This is a genomic window from Novosphingobium sp. B 225 (assembly GCF_002198665.1).
Taxonomy (GTDB): Bacteria; Pseudomonadota; Alphaproteobacteria; order Sphingomonadales; family Sphingomonadaceae; genus Novosphingobium.
Window position 1 is genome coordinate 37,993 of record NZ_MWLM01000056.1, and the last position, 21,871, is coordinate 59,863.

The following is a 21,871-nucleotide window of genomic DNA, read 5'->3' on the forward strand; positions in this document are numbered from 1 at the left end:
TGCCATTATGCTCCCTGTTTATCCCGGCTTCAGCTTGGCGTGAACCAGATCGGCGAGGTATAGGCGCGTTCCTGCTGCTTCAGCGGGATTTCCGCACCAAGCGCCACTTTGAACCGGACCATGTCGTAAGCGACCCAGGTCGGGGTGGGGATTTCCAGGACGCGCAGGTAATAGAACGCGCGGGCGGTGGGATCGAATTCCGGATCGGTCCAGACCGTGGTCAGCGTGGGGGCGCCGATGGTGTTCTGGTAAGTGGCCGTGGCCGTATCCACCGTATCTCCCACCGGGGCCAGCTTGCCGCCTGCCTGTTTGCGGGTATCGGCGTTGGACCAGACCACGTCGAATACCTTTTCATGGCTCTGCCCGGCCTTGTCGACCCAGCCCTTGACCACTTGCACGCGGTCCAGGTTGGCGCCGATCGGATCCTTCAATGCGGAAATCAGGAAGCTTGGTTTGGCTCCGGCCTTGGCAGCCAGCTGCCCACCCATCGGCACGCCGCGGGTATAACCGGCCTTGACCCAATCGCCCGAAAGATCGGCGGAGGTAAAGTCCCATCCTGCAAAGAAGCGCACCACCATGCGCGGGCCGGTGGTAGCATAGACTTCGCGCCGTTGGAGTGCGTCCCACAGCGCGCTGCGGGTGTTGGCCGTGGCCCAGACTGCCGCATAGCCGCTGGCGAGCGACTGCCAGTTCATCTTGCCGCTGTTCGCCCCGGGGACGAAATCGTCCTTGGCGCGGTGGTTGTTGGGTTCAACCCCGGCGTGCTTGCCGAAGAAGTTGTTGTCATCCCCCGTGGCCAGGCTGGTGTGGGAATCGGTCGATCCGATCAGGCCGAATTTATAGGGGTTTTCGCCGGTCTTCGCCTCGATCTGCATGCCGCGCTTGAGGGCTTCGCGGACATAGCTGCCGGCATAGTCGCCCGGCTTGGTCGGCTGGGTGCCAAGCAGGTTGTTCTTGTCCCAACCGGCAGTTCCGTAACCGGAAAATTCATCGTTGGGAGACAGGAAGGGGTGGGCTTCGCTATCACCCTTGATCTGAGTTATTTCGACAATCGGTTCCCGTGCGGCCCGGCGCTTTGCGCTGGCGGCGGTCAGCGGGCCGCCGTTGGGTTCGGTCAGCATGAACATCAGGCCGTTGGACAGGTTGCTGTTGTGCGGGATCGCCAGCACTTTGCCGCCGGTCTTCTGCTCATAGGCATCCATGTAGTCATAGAGCTTGTCCGGCCACAGTTCGGTGGTCGGATCGAGCGGTTCGATCTGCCCCACCTTGTCGCCGCCATCACGGAAAATGACGTTGCGGTGCAGGTTGTTGCCGCCCTGCATCAGGGTATATTCAAACCCCAGGAAGGCGGTGAACTTGCCGGGGTGGTTGTATTTTTCCACCGTGTCGATGTGACCCCGCCAGATCTTGGCGGTGCGTTCCTTGCCTTTGACCGGATCGTTGAGCGCGGCCGGCATCGTGCCATTGCCGCGGGCCTTCAGGATTTCACCCATGGCAACCACCGACTGGGCGGGCCCCTTGTGCATCATGTCGTACCAGCGCAGCATCTGGGGATCAGAAATCATCATGCGCGGGGCGTCATACAGCGCCTTGGTTGATCCCAGTCCTTCGGCGTGGTCAGAAATAACCAGGAAGTCCAGCGGGCGATCCAGTTTGGCTTTGAGACCATTGGTGCTGGTCACTTCCTGACCCTGGGCGAACCGCAGCGCTTCTTCCGGGGCAAGCCGGTTGCCGAATCCGAAGGCATCGACCGAATTGGCGGTGTGCAGGTGGGTATCGCCCCAATAGACCCGTTCGGGATAGGCGGTCTGCTTGATATCGGCTTCGCTTTGCTTGCCAAACAGCGTCCGTTCGGCCTGATCGCAGCCTGCCGTCAGCATGGTTCCCGTCAGCAGCATGGCCGCCAGCAGCGTCTTGCCTCGCATCATTCCCTCCTCATCCCCAAATGCGTTTTTGTTCGCAATGCGTCACCATGCCATGCCGGTGGCGCGCGTCAACTGACACAATTGTAACTTTGCCGGAAGAACTGAACTTTTCCCGCCCCGCGCCGTCCTTTGCCCGTGCCGATCAGGAAGGGGAACCGATGGCGAAGTTCGATTTCGTAGTGCTGGGCAGCGGCCCGGCCGGTCGCCGCGCGGCGGTGCAGGCGGCCAAGCTGGGCAAGAGCGTGCTGGTGGTGGACAACCGCGAGCGCGTGGGCGGAGTATCGGTCCACACCGGGACGATCCCCAGCAAGACCCTGCGCGAAACCGCGCTGAACCTGTCAGGCTGGCGCGAACGCGGGTTCTATGGCCGGTCCTACCGGGTCAAACGCGACATCGATTCCAGCGACCTGACCAACCGGCTGGGCAAGACCCTGACCCACGAGATCGAGGTGCTGGAACATCAGTTCGCTCGCAACGGAGTTCGCACGATCGTGGGGGCGGGGCGCTTTATTGGCCCCAACAAGCTCTCGATCCGCCAGACTGCCGAAGGTCGCGTGGCGGAAGAAGTGGTCGAGGCGGAGCGGATCCTGATCGCGGTCGGGACCGAACCTTACCGGCCAGAAGGGATTCCGTTTGATGGGGAGCGGGTGCTCGACAGCGACCAGTTCATCCTCAATCCCCGCGTGCCGCGCAGTCTGACTGTGGTCGGGGCGGGGGTGATCGGGCTGGAATATGCCACGATTTTTTCCGCGCTCGACGTGCCGGTGACCCTGGTCGAACCGCGCGCGCGGCTGCTGGAATTCATGGATCAGGAACTGGTCGATCACTTCGTCTACCACTTGCGGGATCAGGGCATGGCGCTGCGGCTGTCGTGCGATGTCGACCGGGTGGAATTCGGCGACGATGGCTGTCCGGTCTGCGTGCTGTCCGACGGGCGCGAGCTGCGCAGCGAGATGGTGCTGTTCACCGCCGGGCGGCGCGGCGCGACCGATAGCCTGGAGCTGGGCGCGGCGGGGATCGAAACGGATGAGCGCGGGCGGATCAAGGTCGATCCCGGCACGTTCCAGACCCAGGTCTCGCACATCTATGCTGCGGGCGACGTGATCGGCTGGCCAAGCCTTGCCTCGACCTCGATGGAACAGGGCCGCGCGGCGGCTTGCCATGCGTTTGACCAGCCCCTGCCGAAAGGCGGATCGAACTTTCCAATCGGGATCTATGCCGTGCCCGAACTGTCCAGCGTCGGCCTGACCGAGGACGAGGCGCGGCGGCGCGGCACGGCGGTGGAATGCGGCATTGCCCGGTTCCGCGAAACGTCGCGCGGGCACATCATGGGGGTGGAGGCCGGGATCCTCAAACTGGTGTTCGACATCACCACCCGCCGCCTGCTGGGCGTCCACATCATTGGCGAAGGCGCGACCGAACTGGTCCATATCGGCCAGGCGGTGATCGAACTGGGCGGGACGATCGATTACTTCATCGACAACAGCTTCAACTATCCCACCCTGGCCGAAGGCTACAAGGTGGCCGCACTCGATGCGTGGAACCGCTTGCGCCACCGCGACGGAGCGGTGATCGCGTTCCGGGGGCGGGCCAGCGCCTGATCGGGCAAGGGCGCTTGCTGGGGGCGATGCGCTGACCTAGGATCAGGCCATGGCGGCCCCCTCCGACGATCCAGACAGCGGTATTTCCCCATCGGTCTGGCGCTTCGTCCGCGCCAGCCGCGCCCATGTGGTGATCGACGCGGCGGACTATTTCGAAGTGATGCAAACCGCGATGCGCCGCGCGCGGCAGCGGATCCTGTTGATTGGCTGGGATTTCGACAGCCGGATTCACCTGGGGCAGGGGCGGCGGTGGTGGAACCGGCCCAGCAAGCTGGCCATGCCCGCCCGGCTGGGGGCCTATATCGTCTGGCTGTGCAAGCGCACGCCCGATCTGCAAGTTCGGCTGCTGAAATGGAACATCGGTGCGCTGAAATTCATCTTTCGGGGCTCGATGGCGCTCGATCTGCTGCGCTGGCTGTTCCACCGCCAGATCGATTTCAAATTCGATTCCGCCCATCCGATCGGTTGCAGTCACCACCAGAAGATCGTGGTGATTGATGACAAATTTGCGGTCTGCGGCGGGATCGACATGACTTCGGACCGCTGGGACACACCTGAACACCGCGAGAACGATCCGCGCCGCCGCCTGCCCTATGGCCGCCGGCTCTATGGCCCGTGGCATGACCTGACCATGCTGGTCGAAGGCGAAGCTGCCGCTGCGCTGGGCGAACTGGGGCGGCAGCGCTGGGCGCTGGCGGGCGGACCGCCACTGGACCCATGCTGGCAGCAATCGGCCTCGCCCTGGCCGAGTGAGCTCAAGGCGGAATTCATCGACGTCGAAGTGGGCATTTCGCGCACCCGCGCCGCCTGGAATGGGACCAGCGAACTGCGCGAGATCGAACGCCTGTTCATCGAACACATCGCCCGCGCGAAGCACTTCATCTATGCCGAAAGCCAATACTTCGCCGCCCGCGCCGTGGCCGAGGCGATCGCCCGCAAGATGGCCGAGCCCGATCCGCCCGAAGTGGTCCTGATCAACCCGCTGAGCGCCGAAGGCTGGCTGGAACAGGCCGCGATGGACGGCGCGCGGGTGCGGTTGTGCCATGCCGTGGCGGAACACGATCACGCCCAGCGCTTCCGCATCTTCGTTCCCCGCAACGCGGCGGGAACGCCGATCTACATCCACGCCAAGATGATGATCGTCGATGATGAAGTGGTGCGGATCGGCTCGGCCAACATGAACAACCGCTCGCTTGGGCTGGACAGTGAATGCGACGTGTTCATCGATGCCGCGCGCCCCGGCAATGGCCACGCCAAGGCCGCGATCACCCGCCTGCGCCACCGCCTGCTGGCCGAACACTGCGGAATGAAGATGGAAGACGTGCGCCAAGCGCTGGCCGCCAATCCATCGATGCTGGCGCTGATCCAGAATGCGCCAAAAAGCGGCAAGCGGCTGGATGCTTTGCACTTGCCTGAACTGACCGAAACGGAGAAAGCGGTGGCTGACAACGCGCTGCTCGATCCCGAGCGGCCGGAGGAACTGTTCGAACCGTTCAGCAAACGGCGCGGATTGTTTGCCCGGGGCGGCTGGTTGCGCCGCCCGCGCTGAAGGAGAAATACGGTAATGAGCTGCGATCACGATGCGGGCGATGGTGGCCCGATGGCCAAGCTGCCGGTGCCCGATGAAGTGCAGGAAGCGATCCGCACTCTGCTGCGCTGGTCGGGCGACGATCCGGAGCGCGAAGGGCTGGTCGATACCCCGGCCCGGGTCGCGCGGGCGTGGAAGGAATATTGCCAGGGCTATCAGGAAGACCCGGCGCTGCACCTGGCCCGCCAGTTCGAAGAAGTGGGCGGCTATAACGAACTGGTGTTGCTGAAGGACATTCCGTTCCAGTCGCATTGCGAACACCACATGGCCCCGATCACCGGCAAGGCCGCGATCGCCTATATGCCGCGCCATTCGGTGGTCGGCATTTCCAAGCTGGCCCGTGTGCTGCACGGCTATGCCCAGCGCCTGCAGATCCAGGAACGGCTGACCGCCGAAGTGGCGCAATGCATCTGGGAAAACCTCAATCCGCACGGCGTCGCTGTGGTGATCGAGGCGCAGCACGGTTGCATGACCGGGCGCGGGGTCAAGACTCCCGGCGTCGGCATGGTCACCAGCCGCCTGCTCGGCTGCTTCCTTGAAGATTCGCGCAGCCGCAAGGAAGTGCTCAGCCTGATGGGGTATTGATCATGCGCAAGGGAGTGATCGGGGCGGGGTTGCTGCTGGCATTGGGCGGCGGTGCGATGCTGCAGGCCGCTGGGGGTTCACCCATGGCAGGCATGGCGGGCTATTATGCCCGCACCTGGCAAAGCGGCGATGTCAGCGGCGGCAAGTTTGATGTCACCGACGAAGTGGTGATCGAGCCAATCGATGCCAAACAGGCCAAGGTCTCGTTTGCGCTTAATTTCTTCAATGGCCACACCTGCGATCTAGAGGGCACCGCCACTCTGATGGGCAACCGGCTGATCTATACTGATCCCGATGGCTGGGACGGCAATGCTTGCAAACTGGAAATCTGGCGTCAGGGCAAAGACTTGCGCTGGACAGATCGTGACAATGGCTGCCATTCCTATTGCGGCATGCGCGGTACGTTCACGGACATGAAACTGGCGCTGAAATACCGCAAGCCTTTGTCAGCCAGGCCCAAACCGCGCGAGAATTGACGGCGCCGAACTTCCCCCGCCATGGGAGGGTCCGTCCCTTTTTATCGCCGTGCCGCCGCATCATACCAGGTCGCCACATCATCCCGCATCTGCGTCAGTGCCTGGGGGTTAAGGTAGATCATGTGCCCGGCCTGATAGTATTTGAAGCTGATATTGCGCCGCAGTTCGGGCGTCAGACCCAGATGCGCGGCATCGAATTCGGTGCTGTAAAATGGCGTGGCGGCATCATAATAACCGTTCAGGAACAGTACCTTAAGATGCGGATTTGTTCTCATGGTATAGGCCAGGTCAACGCCCGTATTGGGTGAAGTCTGCACTCCGCGTTCTCCGGGTGCCCGGTGCTTCCAGTCCCAGTCAAAGCCGCTGTCGCGCGCTGACTGTTTGTAGAGCATGTCGGTCTTGTAGCCCAGCGTGCGCGCAGCATAATCCCGGAAGGTGTTGAAATAGGCCCCGGTGATGGCAGTGCTGGCGGGATCATCGTCCGGGCTGTCTGCATTGGCATCCCCGACATTGAGGAGATAGCGCGTATCGAGTCGGCCGGTGGCCAGGCCCCGGTCACGCAGCAGTTCGGTTTGAAAATGGTTGAGCGACACGCGTAGCCGCGCACGCAGAATGAAATCGACGGACAGCCCGGTGAATGCGGCCATCTGCTCGGCCACAGTGCGCGCTTCTTCCTGAGAGATCGTATCGCCTTTGGCCAGCGCGGCGGCATAGGGGCCGGCAACGAAGGCCCGGACCTGGGCCAAAAAACTATCCAGATCGGCCGGCCGGCCTGGCACGCGATTATGATACCACGCTGTTGCCGCGAAAGTCGGGAACAGGATCATGGTATTCTGATCGTAACCAGGCTGGCGCACACCATAGTTCAGGATCGTGGACAGCAGAACAATCCCATCAAGGCTAACCCCGCGAGCTTCCAGCAAGGCCCCGACCGCACCGGAACGCAGCGTGCCGTAACTTTCGCCGAACAGCACCTTGGGGCTGGCCCAGCGGTTGTTCTTGGCGACATAGCGCATGATTGCCCGGGCAAAGGCATCGGCATCCTGATCGACGCCCCAGAAATCCTTGCCGCTCTTGTCCCCCAGCGGGCGTGACCAGCCCGCGCCGATCGCGTCAATGAATACCAGGTCGGTCTTGTCGATCAGGCTGTCGGGATTGGGGCGCAGTGCATACTGGCTTGGTGCTACATAGACCGGATCATTGGTCTGTACCCGCACCGGGGCAAAGCTGCCCAGATGCAGCCAGACTGTGGGAGAACCAGGTCCGCCGTTGAAGAAGAACGTTACCGGCCAGTTGCCGCCGCCATCCTTGGTATAGGCGGTGTAGAACATGCTGGCAGTGGGTTTGCCATCATCGTCACGAATGGTCAGCGTACCCGCCGTTGCGGTATAGGGGATTTTTGCCCCGCGCACGGTGGCCACGCCCTTGCTGACCGCGCTGGCTTCTTCCACCGGGGGTTTGACCCAGGCCTGCTCAACCTCGGCAATCATGGCCTCCTTGTGGCCCTTGGATGCTTCAGGCTTTTTGTCCTGCGCAGAAAGCGGCAAGGAGGTGGCAGCAAGCAGCAGCAGGCTGGCGGCAATGCGCATGGATGTGGTCCCCGTTTGGTTGTGCTGCAGGTGATGCCGCCCCTTGCGCCAAGTCGCAAGAGCGCTGCGCAAGCCAAGCCGGCTAAACCGGCAAGCCCCAGCGGCGTCCGGCCCAGATCAGCACCAGATAGCCCGCCATCGCCGTCAGGCAGCCAAGTGCCAGCGCGAGCGGGAAGCCGATCCCGCGGCGCAGCAACGTAGCGAGGATCAGGAAAGAGGGCAGGGCGGCGACAACGTAAAGTGCCGTTCCTGTCAGAAAATCTGCCGCGCGGGCCGGATCGTGCGTATCGCGCCACAGCCACACCAGCGCGACCAGACTGGTCAGCGGAAGTGAGGCAACCAGCCCGCCCCAACCTGGGTTGCGGCGGGCCAGTTCAGAAGCAATAGCAATCAAAACGCCCGAAAGCGCGGCTTTGATCGCCAATTGCCCCCACATTGCAGTCAGCCCTAGAGCTGCTCAATCATGTAATCGGCAGCGCTGACCTTGAATTCGCCCGGTGCTTCGACGTTGAGCTGTTCGACCACGCCGTCGTTGATCACCATCGAGAAACGCTGGCCGCGCTTGCCCAGGCCAAAGCCCGAACCGTCCATGGTCAATCCCAGGGCTTCGGCAAGATCGCCGTTGCCATCGGCCAGCATGGTCACGTCCGCGCTGCCCGAAGCCTTGCCCCAGGCGCCCATCACGAACGGATCGTTGACGGCCGTGCAGGCGATTTCATCGATGCCCTTGGCCTTGAGGTCTGCGGCGTGATCGACATAGCCGGGCAGGTGCTTGGCTGAGCAGGTCGGGGTGAAGGCACCCGGAACCGAGAACAGCGCCACGCGCTTGCCCTTGAAATAGTCGGCCGACTGGACCGCTTCGGGGCCAGCTTCGCCAGCCTTGACCAGCTTAACGTCGGGCAGCTTGTCACCAACGGCAATCGTCATCGTCATTCTCCTGTAGGCAGTGTTGCGAATCTTTCGCAGGATATAGGCACGATCAGGCAGAGGGCAACGCCCGCGCATGGTTAAATTCGCTTTACTGCGCCGCTTTAAGAATGCGTAAACGAATTGCGCGAGGCTGTCTTTCGCGGGGGATCGATCCCGCCGGGAGACTGTTAGATGAAAATCGCACAAGGGGTCGCGGCTGGATTGGTCGCTTTTTCGATGGTATTGGCCGCACCGGCCAGTGCCGGATCAATGAGTAGCGCGGAAAAGCTGCGCCGGCTGGACATCATGCTGATGGTAACCGGGCTGCGGTGCCGCACCGGGGCAGACAATTTTCAGGCCGATTATGGCCGCTTCACCACCAACCACCTCGCCGAACTGAACGCCGCCAGCGATGCGTTGAAGGCGCAGATGGGCGGATCGGGCCGCATCGCCGACCGCGCGCTGGACAAGCTTAGCGTGACCATGGCCAACACCTATGGCCAGGGCCACCCCTGGCTCGATTGCGGCCAGCTGAAGCAGGTCGCACGCGGGCTGGCCGAAGCGCGCGGTCCCGAACCGCTAATCGCAGCGGCGGACCAGTTGCTGGAAAGCAGCGGCACCCCGCAGTTTGCTTGGTTGCGCCGCTAGGCCATATAAAGACATCTTTATATTTGCCTCGTTTGGGGCAAGTGGGTAAGGGGCGGCACAGACCAGGTGCCGTCCTGACCCGTACGGGCGGTTCCTCCAGATTCAGGAGCTTCCCCGGTGACCACCGCCCAGACCGAACATGACTATGTGATCGCCGATATCGGCCTTGCCGACTATGGTCGCGCCGAAATCCGCATTGCCGAAACCGAAATGCCTGGGCTGATGGCGCTGCGTCAGGAATTCGGCACGTCACAGCCGCTCAAGGGCGCGCGGATCACCGGCAGCCTGCACATGACGATCCAGACCGCGGTGCTGATCGAAACCCTGACCGCGCTGGGCGCCGAAGTGCGCTGGGCCACCTGCAACATCTTCTCCACCCAGGACCACGCCGCCGCCGCGATTGCCGCTGCGGGCATTCCGGTGTTCGCGGTGAAGGGCGAAAGCCTGGCCGAATACTGGGACTATGTCGGTTCGATCTTCGACTGGGGTGACCAGACCGCCAACATGATCCTCGACGATGGCGGCGATGCCACCATGTTCGCGCTGTGGGGCGCGCGGGTGGAAGCGGGCGAGGACCTGTTCGAACCCAGCAATGCCGAGGAAATCGAATTCGTCCGCGCGCTGAAGGCCTTTCTGAAGCGCAAGCCGGGCTACCTCACCATGTCAGTCGCCCACATCAAGGGTGTTTCGGAAGAAACCACCACCGGCGTCCATCGCCTTTACCAGATCGCCAAGGACGGTAAGTTGCCATTCCCCGCGATCAACGTGAATGACAGCGTCACCAAGTCTAAGTTCGACAACCTCTACGGTTGCAAGGAATCGCTGGTTGACGCGATCCGCCGCGCGACTGACGTGATGCTGGCCGGCAAGGTCGCCTGCGTTGCCGGGTTTGGCGACGTGGGCAAGGGCTCTGCCGCCTCGCTCCGCCAGGGCGGCGCGCGGGTGATGGTCACCGAAGTCGATCCGATCTGCGCGCTGCAGGCCGCCATGGAAGGCTATGAAGTCGTCACCATGGAAGAAGCCGTGACCCGCTGTGACATCTTCGTCACCGCCACCGGCAACGAGGATGTGATCACTGCCGAACACATGAAGGCGATGAAGCCGATGTCCATCGTCTGCAACATCGGCCACTTCGACAGCGAAATCCAGATTTCGGCGCTCGACAACTACAAGTGGACCGAGGTCAAGCCCGGCACCGATCTGGTCGAATTCCCGGACGGCAAGCAGATCATCATCCTCGCCAAGGGCCGCCTGGTGAATCTGGGCTGCGCGACGGGCCACCCCAGCTTCGTGATGAGCAGCAGCTTCACGAACCAGACCCTCGCGCAGATCGAACTGTTCACCAATCCGGCACAGTACAAGAACGAGGTCTATGTTCTGCCCAAGCACCTCGACGAAAAGGTCGCGGCGCTGCATCTGGAAAAGCTGGGCGTGAAGCTGACCAAGCTGAGCAAGAAGCAGGCGGACTATATCGGCGTGTCCGAAACCGGCCCGTTCAAGCCGGATCACTATCGCTATTGATCGACAGCTTGTGCGTGCCGCCCGGTTGTATTCCGGGCCGCACGCGCATAGCTGGGAAGCATGACTCTGACCCCCGCAGTGCTGTTGCTGGTCGGGCTGCTGCTGGCGGCCTGGACCGTGGCGGCCATCTGGGCCTGGCAGCGAGCCCGCCAGCGTGAGCGCAAGGCCGAATCCGGCCAGCGCCAGGCGCGGCGGCTGGCCAAGATGGTCGATGAAAGCCCGGCGCTGCCCTTGCTGGTCCGCGCCGATGGCAAGATCGAAGCCCCGCAGCGGCTGGCCAACTGGATCGGGCTGGAGCGGGTTCCCCAGTTCCTGACCGAACTTGACGGCGGCCGGATCGACGGCGGCGGGGGCGGGCTGACCCGCGAACAGCTGGAGGAATTGAGCGAGGCGGTGCGCCGCACGCAAAAGACCGCCGCACCGTTCCGCATGGTCGTCACCCCGCGCGGGTCAAAGCGCAGCCTGGCCTTGCGCGGGCATCTGGCCGATCCGGCGGTCTCACCGGGCGGGGCAGCTCTGGTCTGGGTATTCGACTTTTCTGACAGCGAAAGCGAACTGGTCCAGCTGCGCACCGAAGCCGCCCGGTCCCAGGCTGATTTCGCCGCACTGGTCGGCCTGATCGAAGCGGCGCCGATGCCGATGTGGTTCCGCGGCCCCGATGGCACGCTGCAACTGGTCAACAATGCCTATGTCCGCGCAGTCGGCGGCAAGGACGCGCGGCAGGTCGTGGCTGACGGCATCGAACTGGTCGAGAGCGTCGATGGCCTGACCGCGCAGCAAGTCGCCGCGCAGGCGCTGGGCAAGCATTTGCCGATCGAACGGATCGTGCCGGTGACAATTGACGGCGCCCGCCGCGCGCACCGCGTGTCTGATCTGCCCTTGGGTGAGGACGGCGTGGCCGGCTATGCCGTCGATATCGAGGATATGGAGGAACAGGCCCGCGCCTTCCGCGCCTTCCGCGATGCCCAGCGCGCGATGCTCGATCAGCTTTCCGCCGGGGTCGCGCAGTTCGATGCCAAGCGCCAGCTGACTTTCGCCAACCAGCCGTTCCAGCGGCTGTTCGCGTTGAAACCGGCGGTGATGCTTGATCCGCCGCAGTTCGAACGCCTGCTCGATCTGGCCCGTGATGCCGGGCGCGTGCCCGAAGCGCGGGATTTCCCGGCCTGGCGGCGCGAACGTGTGGCTTGGTTCCTGGCCAGCACGGCGCAGGAAGAGGCCTGGGTGCTGGCCGATGGTACGCACCTGCGGATCGTGGCCCAGCCGCTGCCCGATGGCGGAATGCTGCTGATTGCGGAGGACCGGACCGAGCAGTTGCGCCTGTCCGCCGTGCGCGACACTCTGCTGCGCACCCGCACCGCAACGTTCGACAGTCTGTTCGAATCGGTCGCTGTGTTCGCTCCCGATGGCCGGTTGCAGCTCTGGAACCGGCGCTTTGCTGCCGATTGGGGGCTGGAAGAAAACTTGCTCGATTCGCACCCCAGGATCGAAACCCTCTTGGAACAGATCACTCGGCGACTGGCCAAGCCGGTCAAGGCCAAGGCGGTGGGCGATGTGGTCCGTGCGGCGACGCTGGACCGCAAGCAGACAGGAGGACGGGCGCTGCTGGCTGATGGGCGCACGCTGGAATTCGCCGGGGTGCCGCTGCCCGATGGCAATGGGCTGCTGACCGTGCTGGACATCACCGATTCGCAAAAGGCCGAGGAAGCACTGCGCGAACGCAATCTGGCACTGGAAGAAACCGACGCGATGAAAACGCGGTTCCTGGCCAACATGAGCTATGAATTCCGAACGCCGCTAACGTCCATTGGCGGCTTTGCCGAACTGCTCGAAGCCGGGCTGGGCGGTGATCTCAGTGAGAGTGGAAAGGAATATGTCGGGGCAATCCTCACCTCGGTCGAGCGGCTGGGCGAACAGATCGAAAGCGTGCTCGACCTGTCGCAAAGCGAAGCCGGGATGCTGCCGCTGGCACGCGAAGAGATTGACCTGCTGCCGTTCGTCACGAAACTGGTTGAGGATCGTGCTGGCAGGCTCAAGGAAGCTAGTTTGACACTTGATCTGCGCGGCGACAAGGGCGTGGGCCGGATCACCGGCGATCGCCGTCGTCTGGCCCGCGCGCTGGGCCACGTGATTGACAATGCCATGGCCGCGACACCGTCCGGCGGGCGCATTCTGGTTGAATTGACCGGGCGCAAGGGCAAAGCGCGGGTAGTTATTTCCGACAATGGCCCTGGCATGGACAAGGCCACACTCGCCCGTGCGCTCGATGGGCTCAAGCTCACTGCCGATGGCAAGGCGGTGGAACGCCGCCAGGGCCTTGGCTTGCCACTTGCCCGGCAATTGATCGAAGCCCACGGCGGCACGCTGACGCTGCACAGCGAACCCGGCCAGGGCACGGCTGCGATCATCGATCTGCCGTGAAGCGGATCGCGCTGCCCGATCTGGACGCGATGGTCGCCTTTGGCGAGTGCATCGCCGCCGCGCTGCGTCCGGGCGATGTGGTTGCCATGTCAGGCGGGTTGGGTGCGGGCAAAACCACCCTGGCCCGTGCGATCATCGCCGCGCTGGGGCATCAGGGCGAAGTGCCAAGCCCAAGTTTTGCGATCATCGAAACCTATGATCCTCCCGCTGTTCGCCTGCCGCTGGTCCATGCCGATTTTTATCGGCTGGAACGGGCGCAAGAGATGGAAGAGCTGGGGCTGGATGACTATCGCGAAGGTGCGGCACTGCTGGCCGAATGGCCCGAACACGCGGGCGGCTTTGTCCACGAACCGGGCTGTCTTTCGATTTGTTTGGAAACTGCGGAAACGGGCCGGATGGCCATTGTCGAACCGGGCCCCGATTGGCTAGGGCGCGAGCCATGGAACTGAATTTGCCAGCCGGCCTCGACGCTTTTCTTGCCACTGCCGGGTGGGAGGACGCCGCGGTCGAACCGTTGGCCGGGGACGCTTCGTTTCGCCGCTATTTTCGTCTGCGCCGGGATAGTGGCAAAACCGCGATGCTGATGGATGCCCCGCCGCCGGAAGAGGATCCCTTGCCCTTCCTGCGTGCCGCGAAGTGGCTTGATGCCAACGGGATGCGCGCCCCGCGCGTGCTGGCCGAAGATGCGCAGCGCGGGCTGGTGCTGTTGGAGGATTTTGGCGAATCGCGGATGCGCGAATACGTCGATGCCTGGCCAGGGGATGAGCGAGAGATCTATACCGCCGCGATTGATGCTTTGATCGACCTCCACCGCTTGCCGCCAGGACCGTTCGTTGACTATGGCATGCAGGAATACCAGCGCGAGGCGAAGCTGTTTGTCGACTGGTATTGTCCGGCGAAAAACCTCTATATCGATGGGCCGGGCTATGCTGCGGCCTGGGAACAAGTGCTCGCACCGATGCTGCCTCGCCAGCGCCCAGGCGTGACGGTGCTGCGCGACTACCATGCAGAGAATATCATGCTGCTTGGGTCGCTGCGCGAACAGGGCCTGCTCGATTTTCAGGACGCGCTGATTGGCCATCCGGCTTATGATCTCGTTTCCTTGCTGCAAGATGCGCGGCGCGATGTCACTCCGCAGCTTGAGGCGGAAATGTTCGATTACTACGTCTCGAAAGTGGGTGCTGGAGAGGACTTTTTGGCCGATTACGCCCGGCTGGGTGCGCAGCGCAACGCCAAGATCATCGGCATATTTGTGCGGCTGTGGAAGCGTGACGGCAAGCCCAAGTACCTCTCCTACATTCCGCGCGTTTGGGAAGCGATGGAGCGCGATCTTACCCACCCGGCCTTGGAGCCGGTGGCACGGTGGTTTGATGCGAATATTCCTGCCGAACTGCGCGCAGCCCAAGGCGGCATGTTGGGCGAATGAACGAATTGGCCGTCATGCCCGGTACCGCCATGATCATGGCCGCCGGAAAGGGCACGCGGATGATGCCGCTGACCGCTGACCGGCCCAAACCATTGGTCAGGGTCGCTGGCACCACTTTGCTTGATCACGTGCTCGATTTGTTGCGTGATGCAGGGGTGGGGCGGATCGTGGTCAACGTCCATTACTTCGCCGATCAGATCGAAACCCATCTGGCCCGCCACGCCGCTGACTTTGATGTCCGCATATCGGATGAGCGCAACTTGCTGCGCGATACCGGTGGCGGGCTGGTGCAGGCGCTGCCGCTGATCGCGGACGATCCGTTTTTCTGCATCAATGCCGACAATTGGTTCGCCGATACCCAGGAGCACGCGCTGCACCGCATGGCGGCGATGTGGGACGCGGAGCGGATGGACGTGCTGATGCTGGTCGTCCCGTTTGAACGTGCCGGCAATACGCAGGGGCAGGGCGATTTTGACATCGACGATGCGGGCCGCCTCTCCCGCGATGGGCCAAAGCGGGCGCGACCCCATGTCTGGACCGGGATTCAGCTGCTGGCCAAGCACGTGGTCACCGATCCGCCGTCGGACGTGTTTTCAACTAACCTGTTCTGGGACCGCGCGATCGCGCAGGGGCGCTGCTACGGGCTGATCCACGATGGCGATTGGTTCGATGTCGGCTATCCCGAAGCGATCGGCCTGACCGAGGCGGCACTGGGTCTTGGCTGAGCGGCCGGGCCCCAACGTCTATTCGATCGCTGCGCACCGCGGCTTTGCTGATGCGCTGGTTGCGGGGCTGATCCCGCGTTACGCCGAACCGGACCTGGGCCTCGCCCGCCTGACCTTGCTGCTCCCCAGCCGCCGCGCCGAACGGATCGTAACCGAGGCGTTCGTGCGCCTTTCGGGCGGGGGCATGTTGCTGCCGCGTATGGCTATGGTCGGCGATCTTGACCTGGATGAGACGCTGGGGCCGCTGCTCGACCCGCTGGGGGCGGGCAGTGAAGTGCGGTTGGCTGCGGATCCCACCCGGCGCTGGCTGCGGCTGGCTGAATTGCTGCGCGAGGAAATGGGTGAGAAAGCCCCCAAGGCCCCCGGCCTGCTGCGGCTGGCGCAAGAACTGGGGCGGACGATGGACCGGTTGACGGTCGAAGGGCTCGACCTGGCTGATCTGCTGCAAGACCGGGTGGCCGGGATCGTTGGCGATCTGGCCGATCACTGGCGCGAATCGACTGTGCTGTTCGCGCGGGTACAAGCGCGCTGGGCGGCAGAGCTGGAGGCGCGCGGTGAGGTTGATCCGCCCGAGCGTCGCAACCGCCTGTTTGAACGCGCGGCGAATCGCTGGCAGGCCGAACCGCCGCCGCACTCGATTGTCGCCGCCGGGGTGACCAGCGCCTCGCCGTCGCTGGCCCGACTGCTCAAGGTCGTGGCGGAGCTGCCGCGCGGAGCGGTGATCCTGCCTGACCTGGATCTTGAACTGGAAGGCGATGTCTGGGCCGCGCTGGGCACGGCGGGCGCTCCGCAAGGACCGGACGATCCGCCCTTCGCCGCCGATGATGCGGTGACGCACCCGCAGTACCACCTGAAACTGCTGCTCAACCGGATGGGCATCAGCCGCGCCGAAGTGCAGCCGTGGCACCGCGCGGGGCTGGCGGCAGCCCGGCCAGAGCGCAGCCGCGCGATCTCCAACCTGTTCCTGCCCCCGCAAGCCAGCGCGCGCTGGGTTGATCTGCCAGCGGCAGAGCGGCGCCTGTCAGGCGTGCGGTTGATGCAGAGCGCCCACCCCGGCGAGGAAGCGCAGGCCGTGGCGGTGCTGGTCCGCAAGGCGCTGGAACAGAGCGAGCGCCGGGTCGCCGTGGTCACCCCCGATCGTGGTCTGGCCGGGCGGATCGTGGCGCACCTGCGGCGCTGGGGGATCGAGGCGGACGATTCGGCCGGGCGGCCGCTGCCGCAGACCACGGCCGGGCGCGTGCTGCTGCTGCTGGCGGAAGTGGTGGCACAGGCCGCCGCGCCGGTGCCGCTGCTGGCCCTGCTGCAACACCCGCTGGTCAAGGCGGGCGAAGACCGTGCGGCCTGGCTGGAGGCGAGCCGCGCGCTCGACCTCGCCTTGCGCGGACCGCGCCCGGCACCGGGGCTGCCGCCGTTGCGCGCGGCGATCGACAAGCTTGCCAAGCGCACCAATGGCGAGGCGATCCGGGCGTGGTGGGACGAGGTGGAAGCCGTGTTGGTCCCGCTGCTCGACTGGCCCGAAGCCATGCCGCTGGCCGATGCACTTGAACGGCTGACCACTGCGGCCGAGGCGCTGTGCGGCGTGGCGCTGTGGGGCAACGCCGATGGCCGCGCGCTTGCGGCGCTGATTGAGGACTTACGCGGCGGGGCGGCAGAGATTGGCACTGTGCTCGCGCCCGCCGATCTGCCGACGGTGCTGCGCGATGCGCTTGACCAGGTCGCCGTGCGCCCACCGTGGGGCGGGCACCCGCGCGTGGCGATCTACGGCTTGCTCGAAGCGCGGATGAGCCGCGCGGATCTGGTAGTGTGCTGCGGGCTGACCGAAGGCGTCTGGCCTGCCAGCCCCAGCCCGGAACCCTTGCTGCCTCCCGCCGTGCTGCGCGCGCTGGGCGTGCCAGGGGCGGAATTCCGCATCGGCCTGTCGGCACATGACCTTGCAGGAGCGCTTGGCGCACCTGAAGTGGTGCTGAGCTGGGCCCAGCGCGATGAGGGCGCGCCAGTGATCCCCAGCCGCTTCGTGCTGCGGGTGGAAGCGATGCTGGGCGAGCTCGCGGCTGCGCACCGCGAGCTCGAGGCGGTGGAATTGGCCCGCCAGATCGACCTTGGTCCGCGCGCTAATCCGGCCCAGCGCCCTGCGCCGAGCCCCACGCTGGAACAGCGCGACGTGCCGCTGGCGGTCACTGCAATCGACCGGCTGCTGGGCGATCCGTATCAGTTCTATGCCCAGGCGATCCTGCGCTTGCGTGTGCTCGATGCGCTTGATGCCGAACCGACCGCCGCGTGGAAGGGCACTGTGGTCCATGATGTGCTGCACCGCTGGAGCGAGGCAGGCGGTCGCGCTGGTGAGCTGCTAGCACTGGCCAGCGAAGCCTTGGCCGAGATGCGGGCACACCCGTTGGTCCGCAGTCTTTGGTGGCCCCGTTTGTCCAAAGGACTAGAGTGGGTTGACGACGAAATTGCGCGGCTCAAGGCGGATGGGCGCGAAATACTTAAAACGGAAGTGAAAGGCGAAATGTCCTTCCGCGGAGTCAAGGTCCACGGCCGCGCGGACCGGATTGACCGGCTGGCTGATGGCAGCCTGGCGGTGGTAGATTACAAGACCGGAGCCCCGCCCAGCCGCAAGCGGGTGGCCGATGGCTATGCGCTCCAATTGGGGGTCATCGGCCTGATCGCGGCGGCGGGCGGTTTTCCCGGCGTGGCGGGTGATCCGGCGTGGTTCGAGTATTGGTCACTGGCCAAGCGCCCGCGCAGCGAGGACAAGGCGGCGTTCGGATACGTGTTCGAACCCTTCAAGACCGACCGTGCGCAAGGGCTGGAGCGTGAAGAGTTCCTTGACCAGTCCGCTGCCGATCTGGGCCGCGCGATCGATCTGTTCATCAAGGGCGCCGCGCCGTTCGAAGCGAGTCTGCAACCCGATCTCTACGGCTACAACGATTATGACCAGCTGATGCGGTTGGACGAATGGCAAGCGCGCGGGGGCGGAGCATGAGCGGGCTCTATCCGCTTACGCCCGAGCAGCGCCCGGCAGTCGATCCGGGCGAAGTGGTGTGGCTGTCTGCCTCGGCCGGGACGGGCAAAACACAGGTGCTTTCGGCACGCGTGCTGCGCCTGTTGCTGCAACCGCAGGTCAGCCCCAGTCAGGTGCTGTGCCTGACCTTCACCAAGGCCGGCGCAACCGAAATGGCGGCACGGATCAACGAAGTGCTGGCGCGCTGGGTGCGGGCGAGTGACACCGATCTGTTCCGTGACCTCGAAGCCATCGGCGCGCCTTCCGGTCCCGACGCCGTGGCCCGCGCACGCACACTGTTCGCCGAAGTGCTCGATTGCCCGGGCGGCGGTCTCAGGATCGATACGATCCATGCCTTTGCCCAGTGGCTGCTCGCCGTCTTTCCGCATGAAGCCGGACTGACACCCGGCACCCGCGCGATGGAAGACCGCGACCGCGATCTGCTGCTACGCGAAGTCCTGGCCGATCTGCTCGTCACTGCCGAGCGCGAGAACGATGTGGCTACGCTGGACGCTTTGGCAGAGCTGTCGGTCAGGCTTGGCCCCGATGCCGTGCAAGGCTACCTGCTGCGCTGCGCCGCCGCGCGAGAGGCGTGGGAAGGGGCGGGCGGTTGGCAGCCCCCGATGCGCGCCAATGTGCTGCGCCTGCTCGGCCTGCCGAGCGATGCCAGCGAGGCCGATCTGGCCGAATTGTGCAACGATGACATGTTCGATGTCGACGCCTTGCAGTGCTGCCTGTCCGCCTATTCGCAGTGGAACGGCAAGAAGGGCATGGCCGGGCGGGTGGTGATTGCCGATTGGCTTTCCGCAGGGCCGGCGCAGCGGTTGGAGCGGTTGGACGACCTGCATAAAGTGCTGTTCACTTTGAAGGACACCGTCCGTGACGTGTCTTCGCTCGAAAAGCTGGAAGGCTATTTCGGGCAAGCAGCAGAGGCGGTGCTGGCCTGCTCACTGGCGGTGCGCGAACGCCGCAATCTGTTGGGGTTGGCAGCTTTCCTTACCCCATCGCTCGAACTTGGTCGCAAGTTTGCGCTGGCTTGGGCCGATGCCAAGTCGCGGGCCGGGTTTATCGATTTTGACGATCAGATCCGGCAGGCCGCACAGTTGCTCACCACGTCGGGGCTGGCGGACTGGATTCGTTATAAGCTAGACCGCCGGTTCGATCATATCCTGGTTGACGAAGCGCAAGATACCAACGCTGCACAGTGGCGGATCATCGATGCGCTGACCGGCGATTTCTTCGCCGGAGAAGGCGCCCATGCCGACACGCTGCGCACGCTGTTCGTGGTCGGCGATTACAAGCAGGCGATCTTCCGGTTTCAGGGGACCAGCCCCGAGAACTTTGAACAGGCCCGCGCGCGGGTCAAACAGGCGATGACCGGTCTGGCCGAAAACATCGTCCAGCTGCGTCGCACCGATCTGGCCCGCGATCTGCGGGAGCTGGGGCTGGGTACGAGTTTCCGCACGGCGCGGTCGATTCTGGAATTCGTGGATTTGGCGATTGGCCGGATTGGGCACGGCGCCTTCGGTCTGGTGCAGGAACCCGAACCGCATGTCGGGCAGGACCGGCCCGGGCTGGTCACGCTGTGGCAGGTCGTTGGCGCGCCAGCAGGCGGCGAGGATGAGGACGAGGAGGGCGACGAGGACTGGCTCGCCCGTTCCGACCGCCAGCTGGCAGACCGGATCGCGCAGCAGGTGCGCGCGTGGATGGAGCACGGCTATCCGCTGGTCAAAGGCACCAATCGCCGCGCTACGCCCGGCGACGTCATGGTGCTGGTCCGCAAGCGCAAGGAACTGGCCGGGCTGATCGTGGCGCGGCTGCATGCAGCCGGAGTGGCGGTGGCCGGGGTGGACCGGCTGCGGCTGGCCGCACCGCTGGCGGTGCGCGATCTGATGGCCGCGCTGCGGTTCGCCGCGCAGCCGCTCGATGATCTCAATCTTGCCTGCCTACTGGTTTCGCCGCTGATCGGCTGGGATCAGGACGATTTGCTGGCTCATGGCTACCGCCGAGATGGCATGGCTCTGTGGGACCATTTACGCCGCCAGCGCGGGGGCAAGACCGATGCGGCAATGGTGCAGCTGCTTGATCTGTTGCGGATCGCGGATTTCGAACCCCCGCAGGCGCTGCTGCACTGGTTGCTGATCGGGCCGTGGCAGGGGCGCCGCAAACTGGTCGCCCGGCTAGGGAGCGAAGCGAACGATCCGATCGACGAATTGCTTAACGCCGCCAGCGCCTTTGCCGCGAACGATGTGCCGAGCCTGCAAGGCTTCATCCGCTGGTTTGACGCCGGCGAGGGTGAGCTCAAGCGCGAGGCGACGCAGGGCGGAGACGAAGTGCGAGTGATGACCGTGCACGGATCGAAGGGCCTGCAAGCCCCGATCGTGATCCTGGCCGACGCGGCGGACAACCCCAATTCCTCGCGCTCCAGCCCGCTTGATCTGGTCGATCCGGCGGGCGAAAGGGAACGCAAAATTCCGCTGCCGTCGCTGTCCAAAGACGAGAAGCTGGGCCGTCTTGCCGAAGCCGAGGAACGCCAGCGCGCCGAAGAAATGCAGGAGCATTGGCGGCTGATGTACGTCGCCATGACCCGCGCGGAAGAGGCGCTGTTTGTCGCAGGGGCGCTGGGTGCCCGCGAAAAGGAGCCCGCGCCCGACAGTTGGTTTGCACGGCTGGCCGGGCTGTTTCAACCGGAGGAATGGCTGGAAGATTCGCTGTGGGGCGCACGCGCGGAACATGGAGAGCGGCCCGTTATTGCCGTCCCGCCCAAGTCTGCAGCGGTCAGCCAGCTGCCTTTGCTGCCGCCTTGGCTGGAACGCGCAGCGCCCGCCGAACCGCGCCCGCCGCGCCCGCTGGCGCCGTCGGCATTGGGCGAAGAGCAAAGCGCCGATCCGCCCTGGCCTCCGGGAGCGGGGCAAGCCGCCGCACGGCGCGGGATACTGATGCACCGATTGCTTGAACGTCTGCCCGACGTTGCAGCGGGCCAGCGCAAGGAGGCCGCGCAAGCCTGGCTGGCGCGCTCGGCCGCCGACCTGGCCGCTCCGGCCCGCGCGGAAATGGCCAGTGCCGCGCTGGCGGTGCTGGCTGAAAAGGCCTGGGCCGAGCTGTTCTCCCCCGATGCCTTGGCTGAAGTGCCGATCGCCGCGACGGTTGGCGAACAAGTGGTTGCGGGCACGATTGACCGGCTGCTGGTCGCCGGGGACCGAATTCGCCTGGTCGATTTCAAGACCGCCCGCCGCCCGCCCGCCTCGCTGGATGAAGTGCCGGTGGCGATCCTGCGCCAGATGGCTGCCTATGCCGCAGCGCTGGAAGTGACCTATCCGGGCCGCCGTATCGAGGCCGCCTTGCTCTATACCCAGGTGCCGCGCCTGATCGAGATCCCAACGGAGCTGTTGGCGGTCCACAAGCAGGCATTGACCGGGGCGCAGGAAACCTTTTGACCCATGCCAATTGCCAAGC

16 protein-coding genes are annotated in these 21,871 nt (G+C 64.5%); 12 read left to right on the top strand and 4 right to left on the bottom strand.

Annotated elements, in window-relative coordinates; translation table 11 throughout:
- Positions 1 to 29 precede the first annotated feature (29 nt).
- Positions 30 to 1,928, bottom strand: a complete 1,899-nt coding sequence (locus MNBBLIKP_RS10020) for a DUF3604 domain-containing protein (protein WP_254912996.1) — start codon at positions 1,926 to 1,928, stop codon at positions 30 to 32.
- Positions 1,929 to 2,083: 155 nt separating this feature from the next.
- Here MNBBLIKP_RS10020 and sthA point away from each other — a divergent pair, with 155 nt between their 5' ends.
- Genes sthA through MNBBLIKP_RS10040 form a run of 4 tightly spaced genes read left to right on the top strand, consistent with a single transcriptional unit; the run spans position 2,084 to position 6,175 of the window.
- Complete coding sequence (gene sthA / locus MNBBLIKP_RS10025) at positions 2,084 to 3,526, top strand: Si-specific NAD(P)(+) transhydrogenase (protein ID WP_088310140.1); 1,443 nt, start codon at positions 2,084 to 2,086, stop codon at positions 3,524 to 3,526.
- Between the two features lie 49 nt (positions 3,527 to 3,575).
- Positions 3,576 to 5,075 carry a phospholipase D-like domain-containing protein gene (locus MNBBLIKP_RS10030; protein ID WP_088310050.1) on the top strand — a complete coding sequence of 500 codons (1,500 nt, stop codon included), beginning with the start codon at positions 3,576 to 3,578 and terminating at the stop codon, positions 5,073 to 5,075.
- A gap of 15 nt (positions 5,076 to 5,090) precedes the next feature.
- The gene (folE, locus tag MNBBLIKP_RS10035; RefSeq protein WP_088310052.1) at positions 5,091 to 5,699 is read left to right on the top strand and encodes a GTP cyclohydrolase I FolE; all 609 of its coding nucleotides are present in this window, start codon (positions 5,091 to 5,093) and stop codon (positions 5,697 to 5,699) included.
- 2 nt (positions 5,700 to 5,701) lie between these two features.
- Complete coding sequence (locus MNBBLIKP_RS10040) at positions 5,702 to 6,175, top strand: hypothetical protein (protein ID WP_088310054.1); 474 nt, start codon at positions 5,702 to 5,704, stop codon at positions 6,173 to 6,175.
- A 41-nt stretch (positions 6,176 to 6,216) separates the two neighbouring features.
- Here MNBBLIKP_RS10040 and MNBBLIKP_RS10045 read toward each other — a convergent pair whose 3' ends face one another.
- From MNBBLIKP_RS10045 to MNBBLIKP_RS10055, 3 genes are all read right to left on the bottom strand, one after another.
- Positions 6,217 to 7,764, bottom strand: a complete 1,548-nt coding sequence (locus MNBBLIKP_RS10045) for a S10 family peptidase (RefSeq protein ID WP_088310056.1) — start codon at positions 7,762 to 7,764, stop codon at positions 6,217 to 6,219.
- 82 nt (positions 7,765 to 7,846) lie between these two features.
- Positions 7,847 to 8,188, bottom strand: coding sequence for a DUF3147 family protein (locus MNBBLIKP_RS10050; RefSeq protein WP_254912997.1), 342 nt, complete (start codon positions 8,186 to 8,188; stop codon positions 7,847 to 7,849).
- Between the two features lie 23 nt (positions 8,189 to 8,211).
- A complete protein-coding gene (locus MNBBLIKP_RS10055; protein WP_088310142.1) occupies positions 8,212 to 8,691 on the bottom strand; it encodes a peroxiredoxin in 480 nt (159 codons plus the stop codon).
- A 174-nt stretch (positions 8,692 to 8,865) separates the two neighbouring features.
- Between MNBBLIKP_RS10055 and MNBBLIKP_RS10060 the strand changes: the two genes are divergently transcribed.
- From MNBBLIKP_RS10060 to addA, 8 genes are all read left to right on the top strand, one after another.
- Positions 8,866 to 9,321: an S-adenosyl-L-homocysteine hydrolase gene (locus MNBBLIKP_RS10060; RefSeq protein ID WP_088310060.1), complete on the top strand. Its 456-nt coding sequence runs from the start codon at positions 8,866 to 8,868 to the stop codon at positions 9,319 to 9,321.
- A gap of 117 nt (positions 9,322 to 9,438) precedes the next feature.
- A complete protein-coding gene (gene ahcY / locus MNBBLIKP_RS10065; protein ID WP_088310062.1) occupies positions 9,439 to 10,842 on the top strand; it encodes an adenosylhomocysteinase in 1,404 nt (467 codons plus the stop codon).
- 60 nt (positions 10,843 to 10,902) lie between these two features.
- A complete protein-coding gene (locus MNBBLIKP_RS10070; protein WP_088310063.1) occupies positions 10,903 to 13,260 on the top strand; it encodes a sensor histidine kinase in 2,358 nt (785 codons plus the stop codon).
- Complete coding sequence (gene tsaE, locus MNBBLIKP_RS10075; RefSeq protein WP_441339273.1) at positions 13,257 to 13,709, top strand: tRNA (adenosine(37)-N6)-threonylcarbamoyltransferase complex ATPase subunit type 1 TsaE; 453 nt, start codon at positions 13,257 to 13,259, stop codon at positions 13,707 to 13,709. Before MNBBLIKP_RS10070 ends, tsaE begins: the two co-directional genes overlap by 4 nt.
- Complete coding sequence (locus MNBBLIKP_RS10080) at positions 13,700 to 14,686, top strand: aminoglycoside phosphotransferase family protein (protein ID WP_088310065.1); 987 nt, start codon at positions 13,700 to 13,702, stop codon at positions 14,684 to 14,686. The genes tsaE and MNBBLIKP_RS10080 overlap by 10 nt, the downstream gene beginning before the upstream one ends.
- Positions 14,683 to 15,411, top strand: a complete 729-nt coding sequence (locus MNBBLIKP_RS10085) for a nucleotidyltransferase family protein (protein ID WP_254912998.1) — start codon at positions 14,683 to 14,685, stop codon at positions 15,409 to 15,411. The genes MNBBLIKP_RS10080 and MNBBLIKP_RS10085 overlap by 4 nt, the downstream gene beginning before the upstream one ends.
- Complete coding sequence (gene addB / locus MNBBLIKP_RS10090) at positions 15,404 to 18,397, top strand: double-strand break repair protein AddB (protein WP_088310067.1); 2,994 nt, start codon at positions 15,404 to 15,406, stop codon at positions 18,395 to 18,397. The genes MNBBLIKP_RS10085 and addB overlap by 8 nt, the downstream gene beginning before the upstream one ends.
- Complete coding sequence (gene addA / locus MNBBLIKP_RS10095; protein WP_088310069.1) at positions 18,394 to 21,852, top strand: double-strand break repair helicase AddA; 3,459 nt, start codon at positions 18,394 to 18,396, stop codon at positions 21,850 to 21,852. The genes addB and addA overlap by 4 nt, the downstream gene beginning before the upstream one ends.
- Positions 21,853 to 21,871 lie beyond the last annotated feature (19 nt).